Annotated in this window: 21 protein-coding genes and 3 pseudogenes; 17 read left to right on the top strand and 7 right to left on the bottom strand. The window is 34.7% G+C overall.

From position 1 onward, the window contains the following. Nucleotides 1–10 precede the first annotated feature (10 nt). The 4 genes and pseudogenes from BQ5341_RS00110 to BQ5341_RS00125 form a co-directional block, all read right to left on the bottom strand. Entirely contained in the window at nucleotides 11–880 is an 870-nt protein-coding gene (locus BQ5341_RS00110; RefSeq protein WP_003728480.1) for a glycine betaine ABC transporter substrate-binding protein, read from the bottom strand. A 439-nt stretch (nucleotides 881–1319) separates the two neighbouring features. Then, complete coding sequence (locus BQ5341_RS00115; RefSeq protein ID WP_071130057.1) at nucleotides 1320–2258, bottom strand: Rossmann-fold NAD(P)-binding domain-containing protein; 939 nt, start codon at nucleotides 2256–2258, stop codon at nucleotides 1320–1322. Nucleotides 2259–2409: 151 nt separating this feature from the next. Beyond that, nucleotides 2410–2640 (bottom strand): annotated as a pseudogene (locus BQ5341_RS10245) (integrase core domain-containing protein); the annotation flags it as partial. Nucleotides 2641–3165: 525 nt separating this feature from the next. Next, complete coding sequence (locus BQ5341_RS00125) at nucleotides 3166–3846, bottom strand: IS6 family transposase (protein ID WP_071130059.1); 681 nt, start codon at nucleotides 3844–3846, stop codon at nucleotides 3166–3168. 70 nt (nucleotides 3847–3916) lie between these two features. Here BQ5341_RS00125 and BQ5341_RS00130 point away from each other — a divergent pair. The 5 genes and pseudogenes from BQ5341_RS00130 to BQ5341_RS00150 form a co-directional block, all read left to right on the top strand. Beyond that, nucleotides 3917–4600, top strand: a pseudogene (locus BQ5341_RS00130) (ParA family protein); the annotation flags it as partial. Between the two features lie 98 nt (nucleotides 4601–4698). Further along, entirely contained in the window at nucleotides 4699–4914 is a 216-nt protein-coding gene (locus BQ5341_RS00135) for a peptide-binding protein (protein ID WP_071130060.1), read from the top strand. Nucleotides 4915–4930: 16 nt separating this feature from the next. Next, nucleotides 4931–5203 (top strand): antitoxin, encoded by a 273-nt coding sequence (locus BQ5341_RS00140; protein WP_000301765.1) that lies wholly within the window; start codon nucleotides 4931–4933, stop codon nucleotides 5201–5203. A gap of 1 nt (nucleotide 5204) precedes the next feature. Beyond that, entirely contained in the window at nucleotides 5205–6068 is an 864-nt protein-coding gene (locus BQ5341_RS00145; protein WP_083378538.1) for a zeta toxin family protein, read from the top strand. Nucleotides 6069–6177: 109 nt separating this feature from the next. Beyond that, complete coding sequence (locus BQ5341_RS00150; RefSeq protein WP_071130061.1) at nucleotides 6178–6726, top strand: GNAT family N-acetyltransferase; 549 nt, start codon at nucleotides 6178–6180, stop codon at nucleotides 6724–6726. Between the two features lie 62 nt (nucleotides 6727–6788). Here the strand turns inward: BQ5341_RS00150 and BQ5341_RS00155 are convergent, their stop codons facing one another. Continuing rightward, the gene (locus tag BQ5341_RS00155; protein WP_071130062.1) at nucleotides 6789–7469 is read right to left on the bottom strand and encodes an IS6-like element IS1216 family transposase; all 681 of its coding nucleotides are present in this window, start codon (nucleotides 7467–7469) and stop codon (nucleotides 6789–6791) included. Between the two features lie 4 nt (nucleotides 7470–7473). On the opposite strand from BQ5341_RS00155, the gene BQ5341_RS10705 reads away from it, so the two are divergent. The 11 genes and pseudogenes from BQ5341_RS10705 (at nucleotide 7474) to BQ5341_RS00200 (ending at nucleotide 19028) form a co-directional block, all read left to right on the top strand. Continuing rightward, the gene (locus BQ5341_RS10705) at nucleotides 7474–7671 is read left to right on the top strand and encodes an IS3 family transposase (RefSeq protein WP_407920119.1); all 198 of its coding nucleotides are present in this window, start codon (nucleotides 7474–7476) and stop codon (nucleotides 7669–7671) included. Nucleotides 7672–7810: 139 nt separating this feature from the next. After that, nucleotides 7811–10888 carry a type I restriction endonuclease subunit R gene (locus BQ5341_RS00160; RefSeq protein ID WP_071130063.1) on the top strand — a complete coding sequence of 1026 codons (3078 nt, stop codon included), beginning with the start codon at nucleotides 7811–7813 and terminating at the stop codon, nucleotides 10886–10888. Then, on the top strand, nucleotides 10888–12483 hold the full coding sequence (locus BQ5341_RS00165; RefSeq protein WP_071130064.1) for a type I restriction-modification system subunit M: 1596 nt from the start codon (nucleotides 10888–10890) through the stop codon (nucleotides 12481–12483). Before BQ5341_RS00160 ends, BQ5341_RS00165 begins: the two co-directional genes overlap by 1 nt. Next, nucleotides 12473–13693: a restriction endonuclease subunit S gene (locus tag BQ5341_RS10620; RefSeq protein WP_071130065.1), complete on the top strand. Its 1221-nt coding sequence runs from the start codon at nucleotides 12473–12475 to the stop codon at nucleotides 13691–13693. Before BQ5341_RS00165 ends, BQ5341_RS10620 begins: the two co-directional genes overlap by 11 nt. A 122-nt stretch (nucleotides 13694–13815) precedes the next feature. After that, complete coding sequence (locus tag BQ5341_RS10625) at nucleotides 13816–13977, top strand: hypothetical protein (protein WP_235836345.1); 162 nt, start codon at nucleotides 13816–13818, stop codon at nucleotides 13975–13977. Between the two features lie 10 nt (nucleotides 13978–13987). Continuing rightward, nucleotides 13988–14647, top strand: coding sequence for a GIY-YIG nuclease family protein (locus BQ5341_RS00175; RefSeq protein ID WP_235836346.1), 660 nt, complete (start codon nucleotides 13988–13990; stop codon nucleotides 14645–14647). A gap of 5 nt (nucleotides 14648–14652) precedes the next feature. Further along, a complete protein-coding gene (locus BQ5341_RS00180) occupies nucleotides 14653–15243 on the top strand; it encodes a site-specific integrase (RefSeq protein WP_071130066.1) in 591 nt (196 codons plus the stop codon). A gap of 76 nt (nucleotides 15244–15319) precedes the next feature. After that, nucleotides 15320–16351 (top strand): hypothetical protein, encoded by a 1032-nt coding sequence (locus BQ5341_RS00185; protein WP_071130067.1) that lies wholly within the window; start codon nucleotides 15320–15322, stop codon nucleotides 16349–16351. A gap of 1365 nt (nucleotides 16352–17716) precedes the next feature. Next, nucleotides 17717–18025, top strand: a pseudogene (locus BQ5341_RS10630) (zeta toxin family protein); the annotation flags it as partial. Nucleotides 18026–18172: 147 nt separating this feature from the next. Beyond that, entirely contained in the window at nucleotides 18173–18670 is a 498-nt protein-coding gene (locus BQ5341_RS00195) for a molecular chaperone DnaJ (protein ID WP_071130069.1), read from the top strand. Nucleotides 18671–18704: 34 nt separating this feature from the next. Continuing rightward, nucleotides 18705–19028 carry a DpnD/PcfM family protein gene (locus BQ5341_RS00200; protein ID WP_071130070.1) on the top strand — a complete coding sequence of 108 codons (324 nt, stop codon included), beginning with the start codon at nucleotides 18705–18707 and terminating at the stop codon, nucleotides 19026–19028. Nucleotides 19029–19056: 28 nt separating this feature from the next. Here the strand turns inward: BQ5341_RS00200 and BQ5341_RS00205 are convergent, their stop codons facing one another. Continuing rightward, nucleotides 19057–19314: a hypothetical protein gene (locus tag BQ5341_RS00205; RefSeq protein ID WP_071130071.1), complete on the bottom strand. Its 258-nt coding sequence runs from the start codon at nucleotides 19312–19314 to the stop codon at nucleotides 19057–19059. 2 nt (nucleotides 19315–19316) lie between these two features. Next, a complete protein-coding gene (locus BQ5341_RS00210) occupies nucleotides 19317–19616 on the bottom strand; it encodes a hypothetical protein (RefSeq protein WP_071130072.1) in 300 nt (99 codons plus the stop codon). A 291-nt stretch (nucleotides 19617–19907) separates the two neighbouring features. Between BQ5341_RS00210 and mobQ the strand changes: the two genes are divergently transcribed. Continuing rightward, nucleotides 19908–21893: a MobQ family relaxase gene (mobQ, locus tag BQ5341_RS00215; protein WP_071130073.1), complete on the top strand. Its 1986-nt coding sequence runs from the start codon at nucleotides 19908–19910 to the stop codon at nucleotides 21891–21893. Nucleotides 21894–22002: the final 109 nt, after the last annotated feature.

A 22002-nucleotide genomic window follows, 5' to 3' on the forward strand; every position in this document is an offset into this window, starting at 1 on the left:
CCTCTAATTTTTACTCTAACCAACCATCAACTGTTTCACGATTGGCTTCAATCCAATTATCTGCTGCTTCTTCTGGTTCTACATCTGTCGCTAATTCTTCCATAACAGAAGACATATCTTCAACTTCCCAGTAGAAGTTATCAATAATCTTATAGGCTTCTGGATTATCTTCCTTTAGCCCTTCTCTTGCGTATGAATGAATTTCCTCGTAGCCACCAAAGACATTTTCTGGATCGTCAAGCATCTTAAGATCATAATCCATGAACATCCAATGCGGCTTCCAACCAACCACAACTATATCCTCTTCATTATTGATAGCCTGATCTAATTCAGCAATCATAGCACCTGTTGAACTCACAGAAACCTCCCAATCGGATAGATTGTCATACTCCTTAACAGCATTTTGGGCACTGTTGGTAACACCTGCCCCTGGTTCAATTGCTGTAATAGTTGAATCATTTTCATCCGTGAGGTCGGTAATCGAATTGATATCTTCCATATATGTTGGAACAGTTAATGCTGAAATAGCACCTTCTAGGTTAGCCCCTAAATCAACCATCGAGTCACCATATTTCTCTGCATAGGCCTGGTGCGTTGTAGGCACCCAACCGCCGACCATAGCATCCAACTGCCCTTCTGCAACCGAACTAAACATGATGGCCGGGTCTACTGTTGTAATTTGTACGTTGAACCCTGCTTCTTTTAGCACCTGTGCCAGGACATTTGTTGAAGCTATTTCAGACTCCCAATTCACAGTTGCTAGAGTCACTGTTTGGCCACCAGAATCAGCACCTACAGTCGTTTTATACGAATCTTCACTGCCAAAGGTAAATAATAGCCCTATAACTGTTGCTACTAATAAACTCATTTTCTTAAACATTTTTACACGTCCCAAAAAATGTTTGAATTGGAAAACACCTTATGAAATCTTTTATAAAACTGTGTTGCACTTAATTTGACAATTCAAGAAACATAAACGTGTACAGGATAAAAGTTAATCATTGTTTTCACATCCTCGTGGTATTCAATAACCATAACATCAAAAAGACCTCTAATGTGGATACTAGGAACAACGTAAGTAAAACGTAACAACGACCATGATTGACGAACAAAACCAGCTGTTTCCGCAACTGGCTTAGAGCTAAAATGATGTACTTCGACTGTTTCTTTAGCTCTGCATTAGTATAACACGTATATTTTTGAGAAGTTTATAAATGTTCTAACGAACATCAGATGAGTCGGCTACTCAACCTAGCAATAATATCTGAAATAAGATTTGAAAAATATTGCCAGTGGAGTTGAACTATTGTTCAACATTACTATTTGTCTTCAATTTCATCAATGAAGGCTGAAATATCATTTTTGAAAATGTACTTACTAAATTGTTCGCTTAGGATTTGGCTGACATTTCGGTAAGCGAAGGTAGGCGTGTTAGGTAAAGTATAGTAATAAATACCATTTTTTTGATAGATCGGATCAGGCACGGTCGTTGTCTGATTTCCTTCAATTGCATTTCCAGCGTCCGCTGCTATATCAATAATAAAGGCCCCCGTTTTTAACTGCCCTTGCTCTGCAATAGTCATAATGGGCTTACCCGAATCGCCCACTTCAATGCCGTTAATGATAATCGAGTATTTAGAAAGTTGTTGTTTGAATTGCGGAAGTGTTTTTCGATAAAAAAGTCGGACAGAAGAAGAAATTTTTGAGATCGCATGGAAAGCACCTTGAGCTGCATTTCCGGACCCTAAAATAGCAATCTCACAATTACTATTTGGTAATAAGCCAAAACTCAAGAGAGCATGTAATACTCCGGCATAACCAGCATAGAAGCTGTTTTGATAAACGAAGTTTCTAGGAATCAACTGTGTAGGATAAGCATTTTCCTGATAGTACATCATGGGTCTTTGATTATCGATATCAAGAATATAGAGATTTTTAGGAATTGCTTGAGTCTCCATAAATTCTTTACCTGATCCCAGTGGATGAGTCCAACCAATAATCATCTGATTTTGACGAATCAAGTCGTAATCAGATGGTTGGAGGAGTTTGAGAGAGAAGATTCCCTCACAAGAGGCAAAAATTTCAGAACGGGTTAAAATAGTGCAACCTGCTTTTCGATAATTATCATCAGGGATACTTAGCGAGTCACCAAAACCATTCTCGATATAAATTGAATTGGCGAATTGCTTGATATGTTCAGGTAACAAAGGGACGCGACGCTCATTTGGAAAATTTGACTTTATAAAACCTAATTTCATAATTCCAACTCCATTTCAATTTTAGTTTTTGTATGGATTTGTTCTCAGAGAAATGTTTCATGAGGCTGTTTTCGTACATCTTCAGTCTAACACAGTTTTGAGGTGGAATTGGATTTGAGTCAATATCTTGGACACATTTTAGTAGAGACGGTTATGTCATTTTTTCTTTTGCCAAATCTTCAAACTCCTGAGGGGTTAGATAGTGAATCGAACTATGAAGTCGATTCCGGTTATAAAATCCCTCAATATAGCTAAATAGTGCACGATTTGCTTCTTCAAAATTTGAGTAGCTAGTCGTGTAAACTTCTTCCTTTTTCAATGAGGCGTGGAAAGATTCGATTCCTGCGTTATCATAAGGTGTTCCCTTTCTACTATAGGAATGCCTTATGATAACGCAGGAATGCAGACTGTTAAAAAAGTAGATAAAATCACTGTATTTCTAAAACTTAGTGATTTTGATAATCCTGTCCTACCAGTAACGATTTACTCTGGTATATACTTGAATACTAATAGTAATGCATACACGGCTATTGAGGAAAAACTCATGCGCTTTACAACTTATCTAGACATAATTCAAAACAAAACAGCAAATTAGTTAAGTAGACACTATCTTAGTGTCCCTTTTTTTATTAAGCTAGTCCTCTAAAGGTACGTACTATAGATTGATTATTTCAATCTCCTTGTGATAAAGTAGCCCGATTTCGTGTTTTAACATTTGCAAAAGCACTTGTCATAGAAACGAATGCAATGCAAACCGAATGTGGAATTTTCCGAAAAAAAGCGGCATACAGTCATGGGGATAATATAGAAAAAACGCTAAAAAGGCCTTTAAAAATCGGTTAATACTTGTCCGGTTCTGTTGCAAAGCGTCTCTAGCTAAAGACAATTTCCTTAAGCTTACTATCGATCAAGCCGGGATGCCTAGTAATCCTTTGATTTCAAGACACACTGAAAAACCAAAAAGGGACCCTTCTTTTCGGCTTTTCTTATATAGTCCTCGAATGGTTTCCATCCCTTTGATCGTGGTCGCAGCGGTACGTAAGCTTCGATAGAATTTATTTCTACGCTTGATTGGTCGATGATCTTGTTCAATCAAATTGTTTAAATATTTTACGGTTCGATGTTCTGTATGTTGATAAAACCCATGATTCTGCAACTTTTTGAAGGCACAGGAAATCGACGGTGCTTTATCAGTAACGAGAACCTTTGGTTCTCCAAAATGGTTGAACAGTCTCTTTAAGAACGCATACGCAGCTTGTGTATTGCGTTTTTTTCGTAGCCATATATCTAAGGTTAAGCCATCTGCATCGATGGCTCGATACAGATAATGCCACTTGCCTTTAATTTTGATATAGGTTTCGTCCATCTTCCATGAATAAAAAGACTGCTTGTTTTTCTTTTTCCAGATCTGATAAAGTAACTTTCCGTATTCCTTAACCCAACGGTAAATGGTTGTATGACAGACCTCAATGCCACGATCATAGAGAATTTCTTGAACTTCACGATAACTGAGGTTATAGCGAAGATAATAACCGACAGCCACAATAATCACGTCTTCTTGGAATTGTTTTCCTTTAAAAGGGTTCATATCTTCGTTCCTCCCGGGTCATTTTAGTTAGATTTTACACTAAAAGGTCTTGATTGAAAAACTTTGCAACAGAACCGACTTACAAGCAACATTGACAAAAGACTTAGCAAAAACGTTTAAAGTAGAATTGCCACGTGTCAATTTTTATGAAGGACTGAAAAATGGAAACTTGGCTTCTTCTATTTTTCATTTGACTGATAATTTAGACTTGATCCCTGGCACGTTTGATTTGATGTTACTGCCAAAATTAACTTGCTCATGGACTTTTGAAAATGAAAGTAGATTGCTTGCTACTCTTTTAGCACCTTTAAAAAGTGACTATGATCTCATTATTATTGATACTGTACCAACGCCAAGCGTTTATACAAATAATGCAATCGTGGCAAGTGATTACGTTATGATCCCTTTACAAGCAGAAGAAGAAAGTACAAACAACATTCAAAACTATATTTCCTATTTGATTGATTTACAAGAACAGTTTAACCCTGGACTAGATATGATCGGTTTTGTTCCTTATTTAGTTGAGACGGACAGCGCAACGATAAAATCAAACCTGGAAGAACTGTACAAGCAACATAAAGAAGATAACTTGGTTTTCCAAAATATTATCAAGCGAAGTAATAAAGTAAGTACCTGGTCTAAAAACGGAATTACAGAACACAAAGGCTATGACAAAAAAGTTTTATCCATGTATGAGAACGTATTTTTTGAAATGCTTGAGCGAATTATTCAATTAGAAAACGAAAAAGAATAGAATCACAAATCACAAGTGATTAATCACAAATCACAAATCACTTGTGATTTGTGATTGTTGATGATAAAATAAGAATAAGAAGAAATAGAAAGAAGTGAGTGATTGTGGGAAATTTAGGCGCACAAAAAGCAAAACGAAATGATACACCAATCAGTGCAAAAAAAGATATAATGGGAGATAAGACGGTTCGTGTTCGTGCTGACTTGCACCATATCATAAAAATCGAAACAGCAAAGAATGGCGGAAACATAAAAGAAGTTATGGATCAAGCCTTAGAAGAATATATACGGAAATATTTACCTGACAAACTTTAAAAGGAGTGAAAATGAAATGGCAGTTACGTATGAAAAAACATTTGAAATAGAGATCATTAACGAATTATCGGCAAGCGTTTATAATCGAGTATTAAACTATGTTTTGAACCATGAATTAAATAAAAATGACTCTCAATTATTGGAAGTCAATTTATTAAACCAATTAAAGCTTGCAAAACGTGTAAATCTTTTTGATTATTCTTTAGAAGAATTACAAGCCGTTCATGAGTATTGGCGGTCAATGAATCGTTACTCAAAACAAGTTTTGAATAAAGAGAAAGTGGCTTAATATGGCAAATATAGTCAATTTTACTGACAAACAATTTGAGAATCGCTTAAATGATAATTTAGAAGAATTGATTCAAGGAAAAAAAGCGGTTGAATCGCCAACCGCTTTTTTACTTGGTGGGCAACCAGGGTCAGGGAAAACCAGTTTGCGATCAGCAATTCTTGAAGAAACACAAGGGAATGTTATTGTCATTGATAATGATACCTTTAAACAACAGCACCCTAATTTTGATGAACTAGTGAAGCTTTATGAAAAAGACGTAGTAAAACACGTGACGCCTTATTCTAATCGCATGACAGAAGCAATCATAAGCCGTTTGAGCGATCAAGGGTATAACTTGGTGATTGAAGGTACAGGACGAACAACAGACGTTCCCATTCAAACTGCAACAATGCTTCAAGCCAAAGGTTATGAAACAAAAATGTATGTCATGGCAGTACCTAAAATCAACTCATATTTAGGAACGATTGAACGATATGAAACCATGTATGCAGATGAACCTATGACAGCCAGGGCAACACCAAAGCAAGCACATGATATTGTTGTTAAAAATCTACCTAACAATTTAGAATTGCTTAAAAAAACGGGCTTATTTAGCGATATAAGGCTATATAACAGAGAAGGAGTGAAACTCTATTCAAGTTTGGAAACACCTTCTATTAGTCCAAAAGAAACCTTAGAAAAAGAATTAAATCGTAAAGTATCAAGTAAAGAAATTCAACCGACTTTAGAACGAATAGAGCAAAAAATGGTTCAAAATCAACACCAAGAAACCCCTGAATTTAAAGCAATTCAACAAAAATTGGAAAGCTTGCAGCCACCTACACCACCAATACCAAAAATACCTAAGCTTCCAGGACTTTAAACCTTAAAATATGATAATATATCTTTAATAAGGAGACGTGATAATACGACAATAGCAGATTTTATGGAAAATAAAGCAAACTTGGTAATAGTTACGAAAGGACAACTTTATGAAATATTATTACGAACATATACTTCCAAATGGAGTACATGTCATTATTAGAAGTGCGAATCCGAATGATGCAATTGAGTTGCATCACTTATTCAATAAAACTCACAGTGAAACAGATTTTTTAACAACCTATCCTGATGAATCTCATTTTGATTTAGAGAAAGAAATGGATAGTTACCAGAAATTAAACGATAGCGAAAATTCTTGTGAAATTTTAGCAGTAATTGATAATAAAATTATTGGAAGTGCTAGCCTAAACTCTGTTAGTCTAAAAGATAAGGAAAAACATAGAGGTGTAATCGGTCTTTCAATTTTAAAAGAATACTGGGGTCTTGGAATTGGCAATATCTTATTTTCTACAATAATAGAGTTGGGTAAAAAAGCCCAATACAAACAATTAGAACTTCAAGTAGTGTCCAATAATACTAGTGCAATATCATTGTATAAAAAATACAATTTCATCAAATATGGTGAAAACCCTAAAGCCTTTTTAAATAGACAAAATAAATATCAATCAATTGATTATATGAGACTAGAGATAGAATAACAAAATGTGGTTCTGTTGCAAAGTTTTAAATAAAGAATAAAATTCCTTACGGTATCTATGATTTAAGCTGGGATTCCCAATAATACCTTGATTTCAGTACAGACCGAAAACCCGAAGAGAGTGCCTTCTTTTCGGGTTTTCTTATATAATCCTCGGATGGCTTCCATGCCTTTAATCGTGGTAGAGGCAGTGCGTAAACTTCGATAGAATTTATTGCGTCTCTTTACTGGACGATGGTCTTGTTCAATCAAATTATTCAGGTATTTAATGGTACGATGTTCTGTCCCTTGATAAAAGCCGTATTCTTTTAGTTTCTTAAAGGCACTTGTAATAGAGGGGGCTTTATCTGTGACTACAACCTTCGGTTCATCAAACTGCTTCACTAACCGCTTAAGAAAAGCATAGGCTGCTTGTGTGTCCCGTTTTTTACGTAACCAAATATCCAAGGTTAAACCATCTGCATCGATGGCTCGATACAAATGATGCCATTTTCCTTTAATTTTGATGTACGTTTCATCCATTTTCCATGAATAAAAGGATTTTTTATTTTTCTTTTTCCAAATTTGATAGAGTAGTTTGCCATATTCTTGCACCCAACGATAAATCGTCGTATGAGAAACGTTAATACCACGATCATATAAGATTTCTTGAACTTCATGATAGCTAAGGTTATAACGAAGATAGTAGCCCACGGCTACAATAATCACATCCTGCTGAAATTGCTTTCCTTTAAAATGATTCATCGTCATTCCTCCTGCTATCTTTTTCTATTATTCTACCTTATTTGATAGTAGATTTAAAACTTTGCAACAGAACCCTTTTACTAGCTTTGAGGAATTGAAGCAAACAATTATTAAATGGATTGATTATTATAATACGAAACGAATCAAGCAGAAATTAGATTGGCTTTCTCCAACCGAATACCGATTAAAAATGATACAATAACAAAAAGCTCAAGCAATAATTATGCTTGAGTATTAGTCCAGGTTATGGGGAGCACTACATGAAAAGTCTATATTTTGGGGGTCACTACAAAAAATAGAATCTAAAAAATGGTGGCAACTATGGAAATGAGGGGGATCAAATGAGTCATTTGGAACAAATGATTGAAAACCAGTTCATACAAATCTTAAGTGAGAAAGAAAATCAGTGGACTTATCGTCCGGACTTGAAGTCGGAAGAAGCACTTTGGCAAAACTTTAGAGGTCATTTGAACCGAATTAATTTAGCAGTATTGGAAGAGCAACTATTAACGGACAAAGAATTTAAGCAAGTCAAAGTCGAGTTTTCACGTTTGACCGGAACACCTTTTTTAGCTTCTCAATGGCTTAGAGGAGAAAACGGGGTGGCTCAAGTTTTATTAGAGCGAGAAGATGGGAAAAAAGTGACTTTAGAAGCCTTTAGAAATAAGGATATCTCAGGAGGAACTTCTTCTTATGAGGTAGTTCACCAAGTGGTCCCAGATTCCTCTAGAGTAGATCGAGGAGATGTGAGTTTGCTGATTAATGGGCTCCCAATCATTCATATTGAGCTCAAAAAAGAGTCTGCTAAAGACGGTTTTATGCAAGCTTATTATCAAATTCAGCGTTATGCAGAAGATGGATTTTTTAAAGGGATTTACGCAACCACTCAAATCATGGTGATTTCCAATAAAGTCGATACCCGATACTTTGCAAGACCTAGTGAAGATACCGCTGAAGCCTATGCTCGGATGAAGAAGTTTTTATTTAATTGGCGGACTGAAGACAATCAAACGGTTTCCGATTTGTTTGATTTTACTCGTACAGTTTTGCGGATACCCGATGCCCATGAATTGATTAGCCAATATACCATTCTCGTCGATGATCAAAAAAATCAAAAATTCCTCATGGCTTTAAGACCTTACCAAATTCATGCTATTCGTAAGATTCGTCAAAAAGCGGCACAGCATGAAGGAGGATTCATTTGGCATGCGACAGGTTCAGGAAAGACCATTACCAGTTTTGTCGCAACGAAATTATTAGCTCAAAATGCGATCGGTGTCGATCGTACGGTCATGGTTGTTGATAGAACAGACTTAGATGCTCAAACGCAGGATGAGTTTACGAAGTTTGCCTCGGAATATCATACCGGACAAACGACCGGAAATTCGGTAGCCAATACTTTGATTGTTGGGATCAAAAATCAAAAACAGTTGGCTCGAAACCTCCTTTCATCAAAAAATAATAATACGATTTTAGTGACCACGATTCAAAAACTCTCTGCCGCTATGCGGAGTGCCCAACAAGAGAGTGAAGAAAAAGGCTCCAATCAATTTGAGAAGCTACGGCAAGAACATATTGTTTTTATTGTTGATGAGGCTCATCGTGCGGTTAGTGATGAGGAAATGAAACGAATTAAGAAAATATTACCCAATTCAACCTGGTTTGGATTAACGGGGACGCCTATTTTTGAAGAAAATAAAAAGCAAGAAAATGGAACCTTTGCCAGAACGACGAGCCAGCAATACGGGCCACTCCTTCACTCCTATACAACCAAAAATGCCATGGATGATGGGGCTGTGTTAGGCTTTCAAGTCGAGTATCATTCACTGATTTCAGAAGAGGATCAAGAGGTGATTGTCACCCAACTCAATAAAGGAAAGTTGCCAGACGATGCCCTCCAACAAGAAAAATTATTGCCTACGGAACTTTATGAAAAAGATGAACATATTCGTACCATATTACAAAAAATCTTTAATCGGAGGAGTGTGGTCAAAAAGTTCAAGGTAAAGAATGGTTTTCCTACGATGTCAGCCATTCTTACCACTCACTCGATTGCTCAAGCCAAACATATTTACCGGATTTTAAAGGAAATGAAAGATAATGGGACACTCTTGAATGGGCGACAATTTGATGAACGTCATCAACTGATTGATAAAGATTTCCCAAGAGTAGCTATTACCTTCTCAACCAATCCGGATCAATTAGAAAAAAATGAACAAGACGATGAATTAGTAGAGATCATGAAAGAGTATGCGAAACAGTTTGATGCCTCTCCTTATCAAGATGAGAAACTCTACAATCAAAATATTAATAAACGGTTGGCCCGTAAGGAAAAGCAATATCAATCGGATGGTCAGTGGCTAGATTTTGTTATTGTTGTCGATCGTTTATTGACAGGCTTTGATTCTCCAACGATTCAAACCTTATATATTGATCGAGAAATGAACTATCAAAAGCTCCTTCAAGCGTTCTCAAGAACCAACCGTATTTATACAGGAAAAGATTCTGGGTTGATTGTCTCTTTTAGAAAGCCCTTCACCATGAAAGAAAATGTGAAAAACACGTTTCGTCTATTCTCAAATGAAAAGCAAAACTTTGATCAACTGATTCCAAAAGAATATGAAGAAGTCAAAAAAGAATTTATCGAATGTTCAACACTTTATAAACAAAGCGAAGCCGACCTATCGGATAATCCCAACGATCTTAAAACGATGATTGCGCAAGTGAGTGCTTATCAAAAGCTAGAAAAGAGTTATAAAGCGCTCCGAAGCTATGATCAATACGAAGAAGACTTTGAAGCATTTTCAGAAGTGGTGGAGCAGTTGCCACAATATCAAGGTAAAACGGAAAATGTTAAAACAAAGATTAAAGAAATGATCGAGGATGAGGGGCATCCTGAGGAAGACTTCGAGAAGCTTTTACAAGAGATTGCTTTTTCTTCGCAGCTCAATGCGACACATAAAGACGTCGTGGATAGTTTTTATATTAATCAACTTTTGAAAGCGATCCAATTAAACGAAGCAGGGGCCGTTGAAAAATTTGAAAAAGAAATCCAACAAAAGGATCCTCAAATCCAAAAGATGTATCACACCTTGAAAGATCAACTCGTCAATACTACTGAAGAGATCGATGTGGCTCAATTAAAAGAGACTTCAATTCAAAATGAAATTCAAAGACAACTTCAAAATGAAGCTGAAGAATTTGGATTATCCTTCGACTTTTTACAGTCTGCAATGAATGAGTATCAAGGCGATAAGAAAACAATCCCTTATTTAACCCATTTACTGGATTCGATGACCCTCAGTAAAGAAGAGTTTGAAGCCAAAACGGGTGAAAAATACAGAAGAAGAACAAAAGTTTTAGAAGAACGACTACAACAAAATTTTGAACAAATTCAAAAATGGAAAGAAGAATTATAATGGCGACAGGTTTAAATCAACAACTATGGGCTTCTGCGGATATCTTACGTGGGAAGATGGATGCAAGTGAGTACAAAAACTACTTACTGGGATTAATTTTCTATAAGTACTTGTCTGATGCGCAGCTTAGAGAAGTTTATGAACAAGAAAATGGAAAAACAGATACCTTCCCAGAACGTTCCACTCAGTATGCAGGATTCATGGAGTGGTACGAAGAAGACAAAGACGATTTAATCGAAAATATCCAACCCAAACAAGGTTACTTTATCCAACCCGATCAATTGTTTTATCACTACCGCATCAAAGCAGACAACTATGAATTTAATTTGACCGACTTACAAGCAGGTTTTAATGAGTTGGAACGTCAAGGAGAAGAATTTAGTGGATTGTTTGCGGATATTGATTTAAACTCCACAAAATTAGGCTCAAATGCACAACAACGTAATGTGACGATTACTGAGGTCTTGCGTGCCTTAGATGAGATTGATTTATTTGAACACAATGGCGATGTGATTGGGGACGCTTATGAGTATTTAATCGGGATGTTTGCGGCAGGTGCAGGTAAAAAAGCAGGAGAGTTTTATACCCCTCAAGCTGTTTCACGCATCATGTCAGAAATTACGTCGATCGGACAAGAATCTCGAGCGCCTTTTCATATTTACGATCCTGCGATGGGATCAGGTTCTTTGATGCTTAATATCCGTCGCTATCTCATCAATCCAAATCAAGTCCATTATCATGGCCAAGAGCTAAATACGACGACCTTTAACTTAGCACGTATGAACTTAATTCTTCATGGGGTAGATAAAGAACGCATGAACCTGAATAACGGAGATACTTTAGACGCCGATTGGCCCTCAGAAGAGCCTTATCAGTTTGATTCCGTAGTCATGAATCCACCTTATTCTGCAAAATGGTCAGCGGCAGATAAATTTCTCTCTGACCCTCGTTTTGAGCGTTTTGGAAAATTAGCGCCTAAATCTAAAGCAGACTTTGCCTTTCTCCTTCATGGTTTTTACCATTTGAAAGAATCGGGAACAATGGGGATTGTCCTGCCGCATGGCGTTCTCTTTAGAGGAGCCGCAGAAGGAACCATTCGTCAGGCCCTTTTAGAAATGGGAGCCATTGATGCGGTCATTGGATTGCCGGCCAATATCTTTTTTGGAACCAGTATTCCGACAACGGTTATTATTTTGAAGAAAAACCGCTCTCGTCGTGATGTCTTGTTTATTGATGCTTCTCAAGACTTTGAAAAACAAAAAAATCAAAATGTCCTGTTGGATGAACATATTGATAAAATTGTTTCTATCTACAAAAAACGAGAAGATATTGAAAGATATGCTCATGTTGCAAGTTTTGATGAGATCCAAGAAAATGACTTTAACTTAAATATCCCTCGTTATGTCGATACCTTTGAGGAAGAAGAACCGGTTGATTTGGTTGCAGTGAATACCAATCTCCTTAAGATCAATGAAGAATTAGTTCAACAAGAGCAAGTGCTCTTATCGTTGATTGACAATTTTTCAGAAAGTGAAGAGAATCAAGCATTGATTGATTCGATGCGTCTTCTTTTGAGAGGTGGGCATGATGAGTAAAAAGAGTCCACAATTAAGGTTTGAAGGTTTTACGGATGATTGGGAACAGCGTAAGCTTGGCGATGTGATTTCAATATCATCTGAAAAAAATGGCAATCAATTCTCTAGGGCCGACGTGCTTTCGGTATCTCGTGAAGCTGGAGTTGTTAATCAAATTGAATATCAGGGGCGTTCATTTGCAGGAGCATCTATTGCAAATTATCGTGTAGTCCATAAAGGCGATCTAATTTATACTAAAAGCCCTTTAAAAGGAGCTCCCAACGGTATTTTTAAAACCAGCGAAGCAGAAGGCATTGTTTCCCCTCTGTATGCCGTCTATCAGTCTCGCGAGGCAAATGCTGCTTTCGTCGGTTGGCTACTGTCAAATGACAATTTTGCAACCCATTACTTGTACCCCTTAGTTAATAAAGGCTCGAAGAATACACTGCTTGTGTCAGATGCAGATGCGATATCTGGACATTTGAGTTTCCCAAATATCGAGGAGCAAGCTAAAATCGTTTCATTCTTTACGCAACTTGATAACCTTATCGCTCTTCATCAACGTAAGTTGGATTTGTTGAAAGAACAGAAAAAAGGCTACTTGCAAAAAATGTTCCCTAAAAATGGGGAAAAAGTTCCTGAATTGCGATTTGCGGGGTTTGCTGACGATTGGGAACAGCGTAAGCTAGGAGATATGGTTGAGTTTTTTTCAGGATTAACATATTCTCCCGATAATGTTATTAAACAACCTGGCACTCTTGTACTTCGTTCTTCAAATGTTCAAAATGGTGAAATTGTAAATGCGGATAACGTTTATGTTGATAACGAAGTAGTTAATTCCGATAATGTCCAAGTAGGAGATATTGCTGTAGTAGTCCGTAATGGTTCCAGAAGTTTAATCGGAAAACATGCTGCTATCAAGTATCCGATGAAAGATACTGTTATTGGAGCATTTATGACAGGAGTACGTTCAGATACTCCTTCATTTACAAATGCGCTATTAGATACTCAACAATTTGAGACCGAAATAGCTAAGAATCTTGGAGCTACTATAAATCAAATAACGACTGGAAATTTCAAAAAAATGATCTTTAATTTTCCAGAAATTGATGAACGATTAAGAATAGGTGATTTTTTCAACCAACTAGACAATACTATCGCTCTTCATCAACGTAAGTTAGATTTGTTGAAAGAACAGAAAAAAGGCTTTTTACAAAAGATGTTTGTTTAGGGTCTATAATTAGATAATAACCCCTATGAAATCAAATAAAAACAGCCCCTATAATCCAAATTCTAGATTATAGGGGCTGTTTATTTATTTTAATGATATAATCACCCTAAAAGGAGGACGTTATGCCATACCATATATTTATTAATCGAGAATCTGGAAATGATAATATTTCTATTTTTTATGATGAACCTACTTTTGTAGTTATTGCCAATAAAGACGATTTACCAGCAATTCAATTAATTGAGGAATCTCAAAAACCAGGTATATATATTACTAGGAGATAATAAACGTTATGTGGGTCAAGCCTCTAATTCTATTTTTTCTAGGTTACAACAACACAATACAAATAAACCCTGGTGGAACAAATTAATATTTTTTGGACGTGAAGATGGGCATCTATCTAAAGCACAACTAGATCTTTTAGAACGTTTAATCATTGAAAAAATGAATACTGCTAATATTGATTTAGATAATAGCACTCAAGGAAATAAAAGCTATATTGATAAATTAAGCAAATTTTCAGCTCTGTCATTATGGAATAAGGTTGAGAAACTATTGAATGATGTTGCCAATATCGATTTATTTGATTCAGAACACATTCAAACTGAAGATAATAGTGACAACTCAACTCTAAATAGTCATATATCAATCATATTTGGAGAATCATTATATACTGGGAAATCATATAGAGATGTATTTACGCAATTAGTTTCTAATTTAGTATTATCCGCAGAGTTGGATAAATTGATTCCTTTAATGAGTCCTAATGAACCCAATACAGTACAAATACTTGGCAATAGAGAACATATATCAGCTAAAGGGACGAAGTTGACTAAACCAATAGAACTAACTAAATACCATATGTATGTTAATTTTTCAAAAATAGGCTTATACAATCAAATCAAAAAATTAGCTGAACTGACTGGAAAAAAAGTTATATTTGAAAGGTGGTAATTCATATGGTTAAACAAATCGTTCTTCCCATCAAAGATTCGAATGTCTTAAAAATGGTCCAAGATACGTTACTTGATAGTTTTCGGGCTGGGCGTCGTAACTACACGATCTTTCAAGTCGGTAAGGCCACACTACTCCGTGTGAGTGATGTCATGAAATTAAAAAAATCCGATGTCTTTAACGCAGATGGTTCTATCAAAAGCACGGCTTTTATTCATGATAAAAAAACAGGAAAAGCGAATACGTTATATTTGAAACCAGTACAACAAGATTTATTGATTTATCATGATTGGCTGGTCCAACAAAATCTTAATTCTGAATGGTTATTTCCATCAACCTCTCGCCCAGAGCGTCATATCACTGAAAAGCAATTTTATAAGGTCATGGCGCACGTTGGCGATCTTTTAGGAATCAACTATTTAGGAACACATACCATGCGTAAAACAGGCGCTTATCGTGTTTATACGCAGTCGAATTATAATATTGGTTTAGTGATGCATTTACTAAACCATTCAAGCGAAGCAATGACTTTAACTTATCTCGGTTTAGATCAAGCCAGTCGTGAAACAATGTTAGACCAAATCGATTTTGGATAGTTTTGAAAGAAAGAAACCGGAGTTATACTATCAAGCATGATATAATTAGAATCATCGATCTACAAGGAGGTCTAGGATGAGTGAGTTTGAGATAGCATTACCAAGCAATCAAGACACCGATATTGACGTTACCAATCAAGGTTTATACAACTACGACTTTAATTCTTACTCTTTGGCTCCGCTGCAAAAAGCGGCTGGTTTATCTCTTTCGGAGAAAATACGAACAAGTGTTTTTTCTCACATTTCAGAGGCAAAACTTATCGAAGAATTGTCGAACAAGGGTGAGGTCGAATATGTAGCAAAGCTGTCTGATTATGTTAAGGAAAAGCTGAAATCTGGTGAGTGGGCCTTAGGTATCCGTAAGAAGACAGGAGAAACGTATGCAGTCATTAAAGATGTTTCAACCGGGAAGAGCCAAAGCTTTGTAACTCTAGATAAAAAGGTCGTTCAGAATTTAGGTAATTTGCCTGAATTATCTGCTATTCAAGGGCAGTTGGCTGATATTGTCGAGAAAATAGAGAATTTGAATCGCTTGGTTGAAAGAGTTGAACAAGGACAATACAATGACAGATATGCTGGCTTTTTTAGTGCTCGACAGCAGGTCGTGGAAGCCTTGTCAGCAGATGACGAGACAGTAAAAAAGGAATTGTTGATTTCAGCTGTCAAAACAAATAACGACACTATCGCGAAGTTGATGCTAGCCATTCATCATGATGCACTAGCCTTCATTGATACCAAAATCAAACCCAAAGAGGCACAACGAATCGATAATCACCTTCAAAATTCAATTGGTTATTTAAATTCAACTGTCCAATTAAACCTTGTCGCTCACACTGCATTAGGCGAGCAACAAGCATTGATTGCAACACTAATGAACTATAAGTCATTCATAGGACAGACATTACTTGAAGAAGTTGGTGATACTGAAAGAACGCTTGCCTGGCAGATTGACAATGCGCACAAAGGTATGGACGGAAAGTTTGATGAAATTTCCCTAGATGTGACTGACAGAATCACCTATTTAGTTGATGAAGTGATAAATAAAAGGATTGGAGAGCAGGATTATGAGAGAATCGAAACCGAAAAAATGCATGATGCCGAGCTGTGATAAAGAAACTTTTGATAAGAAAGCCTTCTTTTGTCGTGAGCACACTCGAGTATTCGAGTCATTTATGAGTACTGCGAAAAAAGTTGCAGTAGTTGCAGTACCTGCGGCGCCGCTTGTGGCAAAAGTTATTAGTCGTAAGAAAAAATAGTATTAAAAAAGAAGAGATTTACCTCCTCTTTTTTACTTAAATTAGAGCTGATTTAGTGTCTAGTTATTTGATACTAATCCAGTTTAGAACTTAGTAGTCGTCCAAAAACGACTACTTTTTTTGTTGAATCGTCCAAGGACGATTCGATGCTTTTGACTTGTAAGAACAGGATTGAATGAAGCCATACTGTTCGCATATTTTTAGTGGATGATCAAACAAAATACGAGAGTTTTTTTGTTCGTTCATCCATGGTTTTAGAAAAAAGAGGGACGATTTCGGAAGAAGAAAATCGTCTCTTTTTTTCTTCTTTTTGTATGACAAAAAGAAAGATCTTTTGCCCATTTTATTTTTATAAAATGGGCAGGTGGCGTTTGCGTAAAGCAAATCGACACAATCCAAAGGGGATAAAAGGGGAAAGTGAAACTTCCCCCTTTTCAAGCCACATTGTAATACAAGAACGTAGTAATTTGTATTACAATGTGATAGCTTGCAGTATTTATGGTTTTATATGGTCTATTTTGTTATGAGGATTGTAACCGAATAGGACGCAATTCTTATTACAAAATCAATGACAAAGGGCGATTGAGGAATAAGCGCTGGGGCATCTTATATTTGAGTAAGTTATTGATGGATCAGAAAAATGTATCACAAATTTAAACAAAGACACACTCATTTAAGAGACACTACTAGCATGAAATTTTGTTGTTGCGATAAGCAACTTCTGATGCACGATTTTTAGCCATTACATCACTCGTTTTTAGAGTGATGTGTAAGTGCGCATTGCACTCTTTTTTAACGAAACAAGCCGACCAGCGTTTGAAACTTTTTAGTTTTTCATCATTCTATTTTAAAACGCTCTAAAACTCGATTTAAGCGGCTTTAATTCGAAACTGTCTATTTTGTTCAAAGGGAGCATTAAGAATGCTTAAACGAGCTTTTAAGTGGGTTTAAATTGATTTTGAGTTGAATAGCTTGTTGTAAGTTGTAAAAAAATAAGTTAAACAAAGTATCGGTTTTCCATTTAAGGGTTGTTAGGGCTTGCCCTGACCGTCTGTAAGACGCTTGATTGCATGATATGAGTATTTAGCTAGTCAAACAGTTAAAACAGCTTATATGAGCAATTAGAGGGAATCCAATAAATTCCTAAAAGTGGTTTTGATCTTTTCTTTTAGCGAGTGAACGCTGCAAGTAAAATGTGAGCGTGGTTTTCGCTCACTCCTTACAATTTAGAATTGCTTAAAAAAACGGGCTTATTTAGCGATATAAGGCTACATAACAGAGAAGGAGTGAAACTCTATTCAAGTTTGGAAACACCTTCTATTAGTCCAAAAGAAACCTTATAAAAAGAATTAAATCGTAAAGTATCAAGTAAAGAAATTCAACCGACTTTAGAACGAATAGAGCAAAAAATGGTTCTAAATAAACACCAAGAAGCCCCTGAATTTAAAGCAATTCAACAAAAATTGGAAAGCTTGCAGCCACCTACAACACCAACACCAAAAATACCTAAGCTTCCAGGACTTTAAACCTTAAAAAAGGAAAAAGAGTAGTTACCAAAAAACGGTAACTACTCTTTTTTTATAAAAAATGAGGAAAACAGCTTCACTCCTCAAAACGCCTAACAAAAATGGTTGTCAAAAAGCCAAAAATCAAAAAGAAAAGGAATGATAAAAATGAAATACATTAAAAACGTTGAAACACTTGAGGAATTGAAAAAAGCCTACAAAAAGTTAGCTTTGAAGTTGCACCCCGATTGTGGTGGTAGCAATGAAGAAATGGCGCAACTAAACAATGAATATGATGAATTGTTTATCAAACTAAAAAACACTCACAAGAACAAAGACGGCAAAACCTATACAAAAGAAACGACTGAAACGACCGAACAATTTAAGGACATTATAAATCAACTTTTCAATCTGAAAATGGACGGTGTATCAATTGAAATCGTGGGAACTTTTATATGGTTAACAGGCAACACAAAACCTTATAAGGACGACATAAAAGCCCTAGAATTTCGTTATTCACCAAAAAAATACGCATGGTATAAAGCACCAAGCGATTATAAAAAACGTAGTCGAAAAAATTATGATATGGACACAATAAGGGGAATGTATGGAAGTCAAAAGGTGAAGGAAGATAAAAAAGAAAAAAAATACTTACAAGCCCGATAGGGTTTGTAAGTTATAAAGAAAGGAAGAAAACATTATGTTTTATAAAATAAGAATAATTGAAACATTGGAAAAGGAATTTGAAATTGAAGCAAAGAACGAAAAAGAAGTCTTAGAAAAAATACAAATAGCTTATGATAATGAAGAAATTATACTTTATCCTGAAGATTTAGACCATAAAGAAATGAAAATTGTCGGTTATAAAGATACCTTTATTGAAGAATATGAAACATTGAAACGTGCATTTTACGATTATGACACATCTTATATTTTATTAAGATATGGTTGTTTAGAGAAAGCAGAAAAAAGGTTAATAGAGCTTGAAATGATAGTTAGTGTTGATAAATTTATGAATGAATAATCTCTAAAAAAAGGAAGATTATCTATAACTAATCTTCCTTTTTTTTAAATTTTATTGGCTTGTTTGCCTTTATATACTCAGAAAAAATTTTTAAAAATTCTTCCGTTTCTTCTACAGTTAAATAGTCAATTTCAAAATACTTTTCTAACAAAGCACCTTTTTCAATTAGACGCTTTGTTCTTCTTTTTCTGTTAATATTTTCCTCGCTATTCGCTCGCAAAATATTTTTTTGAATTTTTAGTTTTTCTATTCTTTTGTTGATGTCATTTAAATCATTATTTGCCATAACTATTTAAGTAATTCAGAAAAATTTTGACTATTCGCATTTAATAAAGTTTCTAATTCGTCATAGAATAATTCTTTGTTTTCTTCAATAGATTCAATAGAAATATCATTTTTTAAAAGAGTAGAAAGGACAAAATCACCAATATCTGCTTTAGACTTTAGAATTAATTCTTCTTTTTTCTTTTGTAATTCTTTAATTTGAAGTTCAATATCAGAAACAGTTTTCTTCTTTCTTTTTTTTGGCTTCGTTTTAGAATTAAAATTACCATTAATTGCATTAATATTTTGATCTTGATTTTCCATGAAATACGCCTCCTAATATATTGTGTAACTCTATCATATTATATTATTTTTCTAAAATCAATAAATATAAATGGAAATGTCAGGTTAAACATATTTACTTTTATAATGATAAGTGGTAAAATTAATTTATCAAGGATTCCCTTAGATTATTTACTAAGGGCGCACTTATACCCCTAAATTTTATTTAGTGGTAATTGTGCTATAAAACTTAATTTACATTTCGTTTTATCGTCAAGCGTGTTTGTTAAAATTCGCTACGCTCATGTTTGAAAAGAAAGAGAGGTGATACAATTGGCAATCTTCCATTTATCTATGACAATAGCAAAAAGAGAAGGCGGAAAAAGAAGTTTAATTGCAATGGCTTCTTATCGAAGCGGTGAAAAATTGTATAGTGAACTATACGAGAAAACAAATCTATATAACCATAGAACTATTAAACCAGAAGCTTTTATTTTAAAGCCTGATTATGTACCTAATGAATTTTTAGATAGACAGACTTTATGGAACAAAATGGAATTAGCAGAAAAACAGGTGAATTCTCAAATTTGCCGAGAAGTAAATGTAGCATTGCCAATTGAATTAAATAATACAGATCAACGATCACTGATAGAAGAATTTGTTAAAGATAATTTTGTCAGTGAAGGAATGATTGCAGATGTAGCTATTCATAGAGATGATGAAAACAATCCCCATGCTCATATTATGTTAACAATGAGAGAAGTAGATAGTGAAGGAAATATTCTTAACAAGCGAAAAAAGATACCTAAACTAGATGAAAATAGAAACCCGATTTTATTAGAAAATGGTAAAATTAAAATGGTTTCTATTAAAACAAATGATTGGGATAGAAAATCTCTTGTTTCTGAAATTCGTAAAGATTGGGCTGATAAAGTTAACCAATATTTAAAAGCTAGAAATATCGATCAACAAATTACAGAAAAATCTCATGAGGAACTTGGAAAAAAAGAACTACCAACAATTCATGAAGGTTTTTACTCAAAAAAATTAGAAGAAAAAGGAGTTATAAGTGAGTTAAAAAGAAAAAATTTAGAGATTCAAAGTTACAATGATATCCTAGCCGAACTTGATAAACTTGAAAATCAAGAGAAAATATTAAAACAAGACCAAAACTTCACTTTAAAATTTGAAAAAACTTTCTCACCTTTAGAAAAAGGAGAACTGAAAAATCTTTCAAAAGAATTGAAATTATTTATTAATGATGAAAACATTGATAAACGATTAGGTGAATTAAAACGATGGGAAAATTCACTTATCTTTAATAATAAAATGGAAATTCAAAAACAACGTTTGATGTTAAGTAAAATTAGTAGTGAACGAGATATGCTTACAAAGGCAAATGAAATTTTAGATAAACAAGCAGAAAGATTCTTCAAAAAATCTTATCCAAGTTTGAATATTGACAAATTTTCAAATCACGAAGTTAGAGCAATGGTTAATGAAACCCTATTTAGAAAACAGTTATTGAATAAAGACCAGTTAGCAGAGGTCATTTACAATGAAAGAGTAATAGAAAAAGAAGAAAGTAAAAAGATTTTTAAAGAAAAACCCTTTCAAACTAGCCGTTATCTTGATTCAAAAATTAAACAAGTTGAAGATAGTATAACAAAAGAAAATAACCCTGAAAGAAAAGAAATTTTATCAATTAAAAAAGAAAAACTAATAGGAATAAAACAAGGATTGATAGAATATGTTCAATCAGAAGTTGAAAGAAAATTCGATAAAAATGTTTCAATAGATTCAGTCATAGAAGGCGAAATGTTACTTGCAAAAGCTGACTATTACAAAACAACTGATTTTTCTAAAGTCGAAGGAGTTGCTAGATTCAGCAGTGAGGAAATTAATTCCATGTTGGAACAATCAAAAGGCTTCTTAACTAACATTCAGACAGTGAAAATTCCTAATGATTGTCAAGGTGTATTTTTTGTTCAAGATAGCATGAAGTATATTGATGAACTAAGCCCATTAGCAAAACATAATCTGAAAAAGGTCGTTAATCGCAATGCTTATTTACCTGATTCTGATAAACTTGAATTAAGTAAGAAAATTGAAAATACTAATAAAGATCAATCCCAAGAATTGGAAAAAAATGAACCTGAAAAAAATGAAGTGTCTGTAAAAATGTTCCAATTTGCGAAATCAATTAATCGTTTGTTGAGTGGTAACCAACCGCAGAAAAAACGAAACTTAGACAAATTGATTAAGCAAACAAAAGCAAAAGAAAATCAATCATCACAAAGGAATATTCCTTTGCGATAAAATAAAAACAAGAGGTGTATAAAATGAAAAAAAATTATCAAAAATACAAAGTTTAAGCTTGAAAGTGCGGTTATTGCATTAGGTACATTATTTATTACTGATCCGGTTC

This window comes from Enterococcus timonensis (genome assembly GCF_900104595.1).
GTDB lineage: Bacteria > Bacillota > Bacilli > Lactobacillales > Enterococcaceae > Enterococcus_J > Enterococcus_J timonensis.

What these genes read in the sequence shown, in the direction of transcription:
- BQ5341_RS00110 (WP_003728480.1), bottom strand. Translation starts at nt 880, where the DNA reads ATGTTTAAGAAAATGAGTTTATTAGTAGCAACAGTTATAGGGCTATTA.
- BQ5341_RS00115 (WP_071130057.1), bottom strand. Translation starts at nt 2,258, where the DNA reads ATGAAATTAGGTTTTATAAAGTCAAATTTTCCAAATGAGCGTCGCGTC.
- BQ5341_RS00125 (WP_071130059.1), bottom strand. Translation starts at nt 3,846, where the DNA reads ATGAACCCTTTTAAAGGAAAACAATTCCAAGAAGACGTGATTATTGTG.
- BQ5341_RS00140 (WP_000301765.1), top strand. Translation starts at nt 4,931, where the DNA reads ATGGCAGTTACGTATGAAAAAACATTTGAAATAGAGATCATTAACGAA.
- BQ5341_RS00145 (WP_083378538.1), top strand. Translation starts at nt 5,205, where the DNA reads ATGGCAAATATAGTCAATTTTACTGACAAACAATTTGAGAATCGCTTA.
- BQ5341_RS00150 (WP_071130061.1), top strand. Translation starts at nt 6,178, where the DNA reads ATGAAATATTATTACGAACATATACTTCCAAATGGAGTACATGTCATT.
- BQ5341_RS00155 (WP_071130062.1), bottom strand. Translation starts at nt 7,469, where the DNA reads ATGAATCATTTTAAAGGAAAGCAATTTCAGCAGGATGTGATTATTGTA.
- BQ5341_RS00160 (WP_071130063.1), top strand. Translation starts at nt 7,811, where the DNA reads ATGAGTCATTTGGAACAAATGATTGAAAACCAGTTCATACAAATCTTA.
- BQ5341_RS00165 (WP_071130064.1), top strand. Translation starts at nt 10,888, where the DNA reads ATGGCGACAGGTTTAAATCAACAACTATGGGCTTCTGCGGATATCTTA.
- BQ5341_RS10620 (WP_071130065.1), top strand. Translation starts at nt 12,473, where the DNA reads ATGATGAGTAAAAAGAGTCCACAATTAAGGTTTGAAGGTTTTACGGAT.
- BQ5341_RS10625 (WP_235836345.1), top strand. Translation starts at nt 13,816, where the DNA reads ATGCCATACCATATATTTATTAATCGAGAATCTGGAAATGATAATATT.
- BQ5341_RS00180 (WP_071130066.1), top strand. Translation starts at nt 14,653, where the DNA reads ATGGTTAAACAAATCGTTCTTCCCATCAAAGATTCGAATGTCTTAAAA.
- BQ5341_RS00185 (WP_071130067.1), top strand. Translation starts at nt 15,320, where the DNA reads ATGAGTGAGTTTGAGATAGCATTACCAAGCAATCAAGACACCGATATT.
- BQ5341_RS00195 (WP_071130069.1), top strand. Translation starts at nt 18,173, where the DNA reads ATGAAATACATTAAAAACGTTGAAACACTTGAGGAATTGAAAAAAGCC.
- BQ5341_RS00200 (WP_071130070.1), top strand. Translation starts at nt 18,705, where the DNA reads ATGTTTTATAAAATAAGAATAATTGAAACATTGGAAAAGGAATTTGAA.
- BQ5341_RS00205 (WP_071130071.1), bottom strand. Translation starts at nt 19,314, where the DNA reads ATGGCAAATAATGATTTAAATGACATCAACAAAAGAATAGAAAAACTA.
- BQ5341_RS00210 (WP_071130072.1), bottom strand. Translation starts at nt 19,616, where the DNA reads ATGGAAAATCAAGATCAAAATATTAATGCAATTAATGGTAATTTTAAT.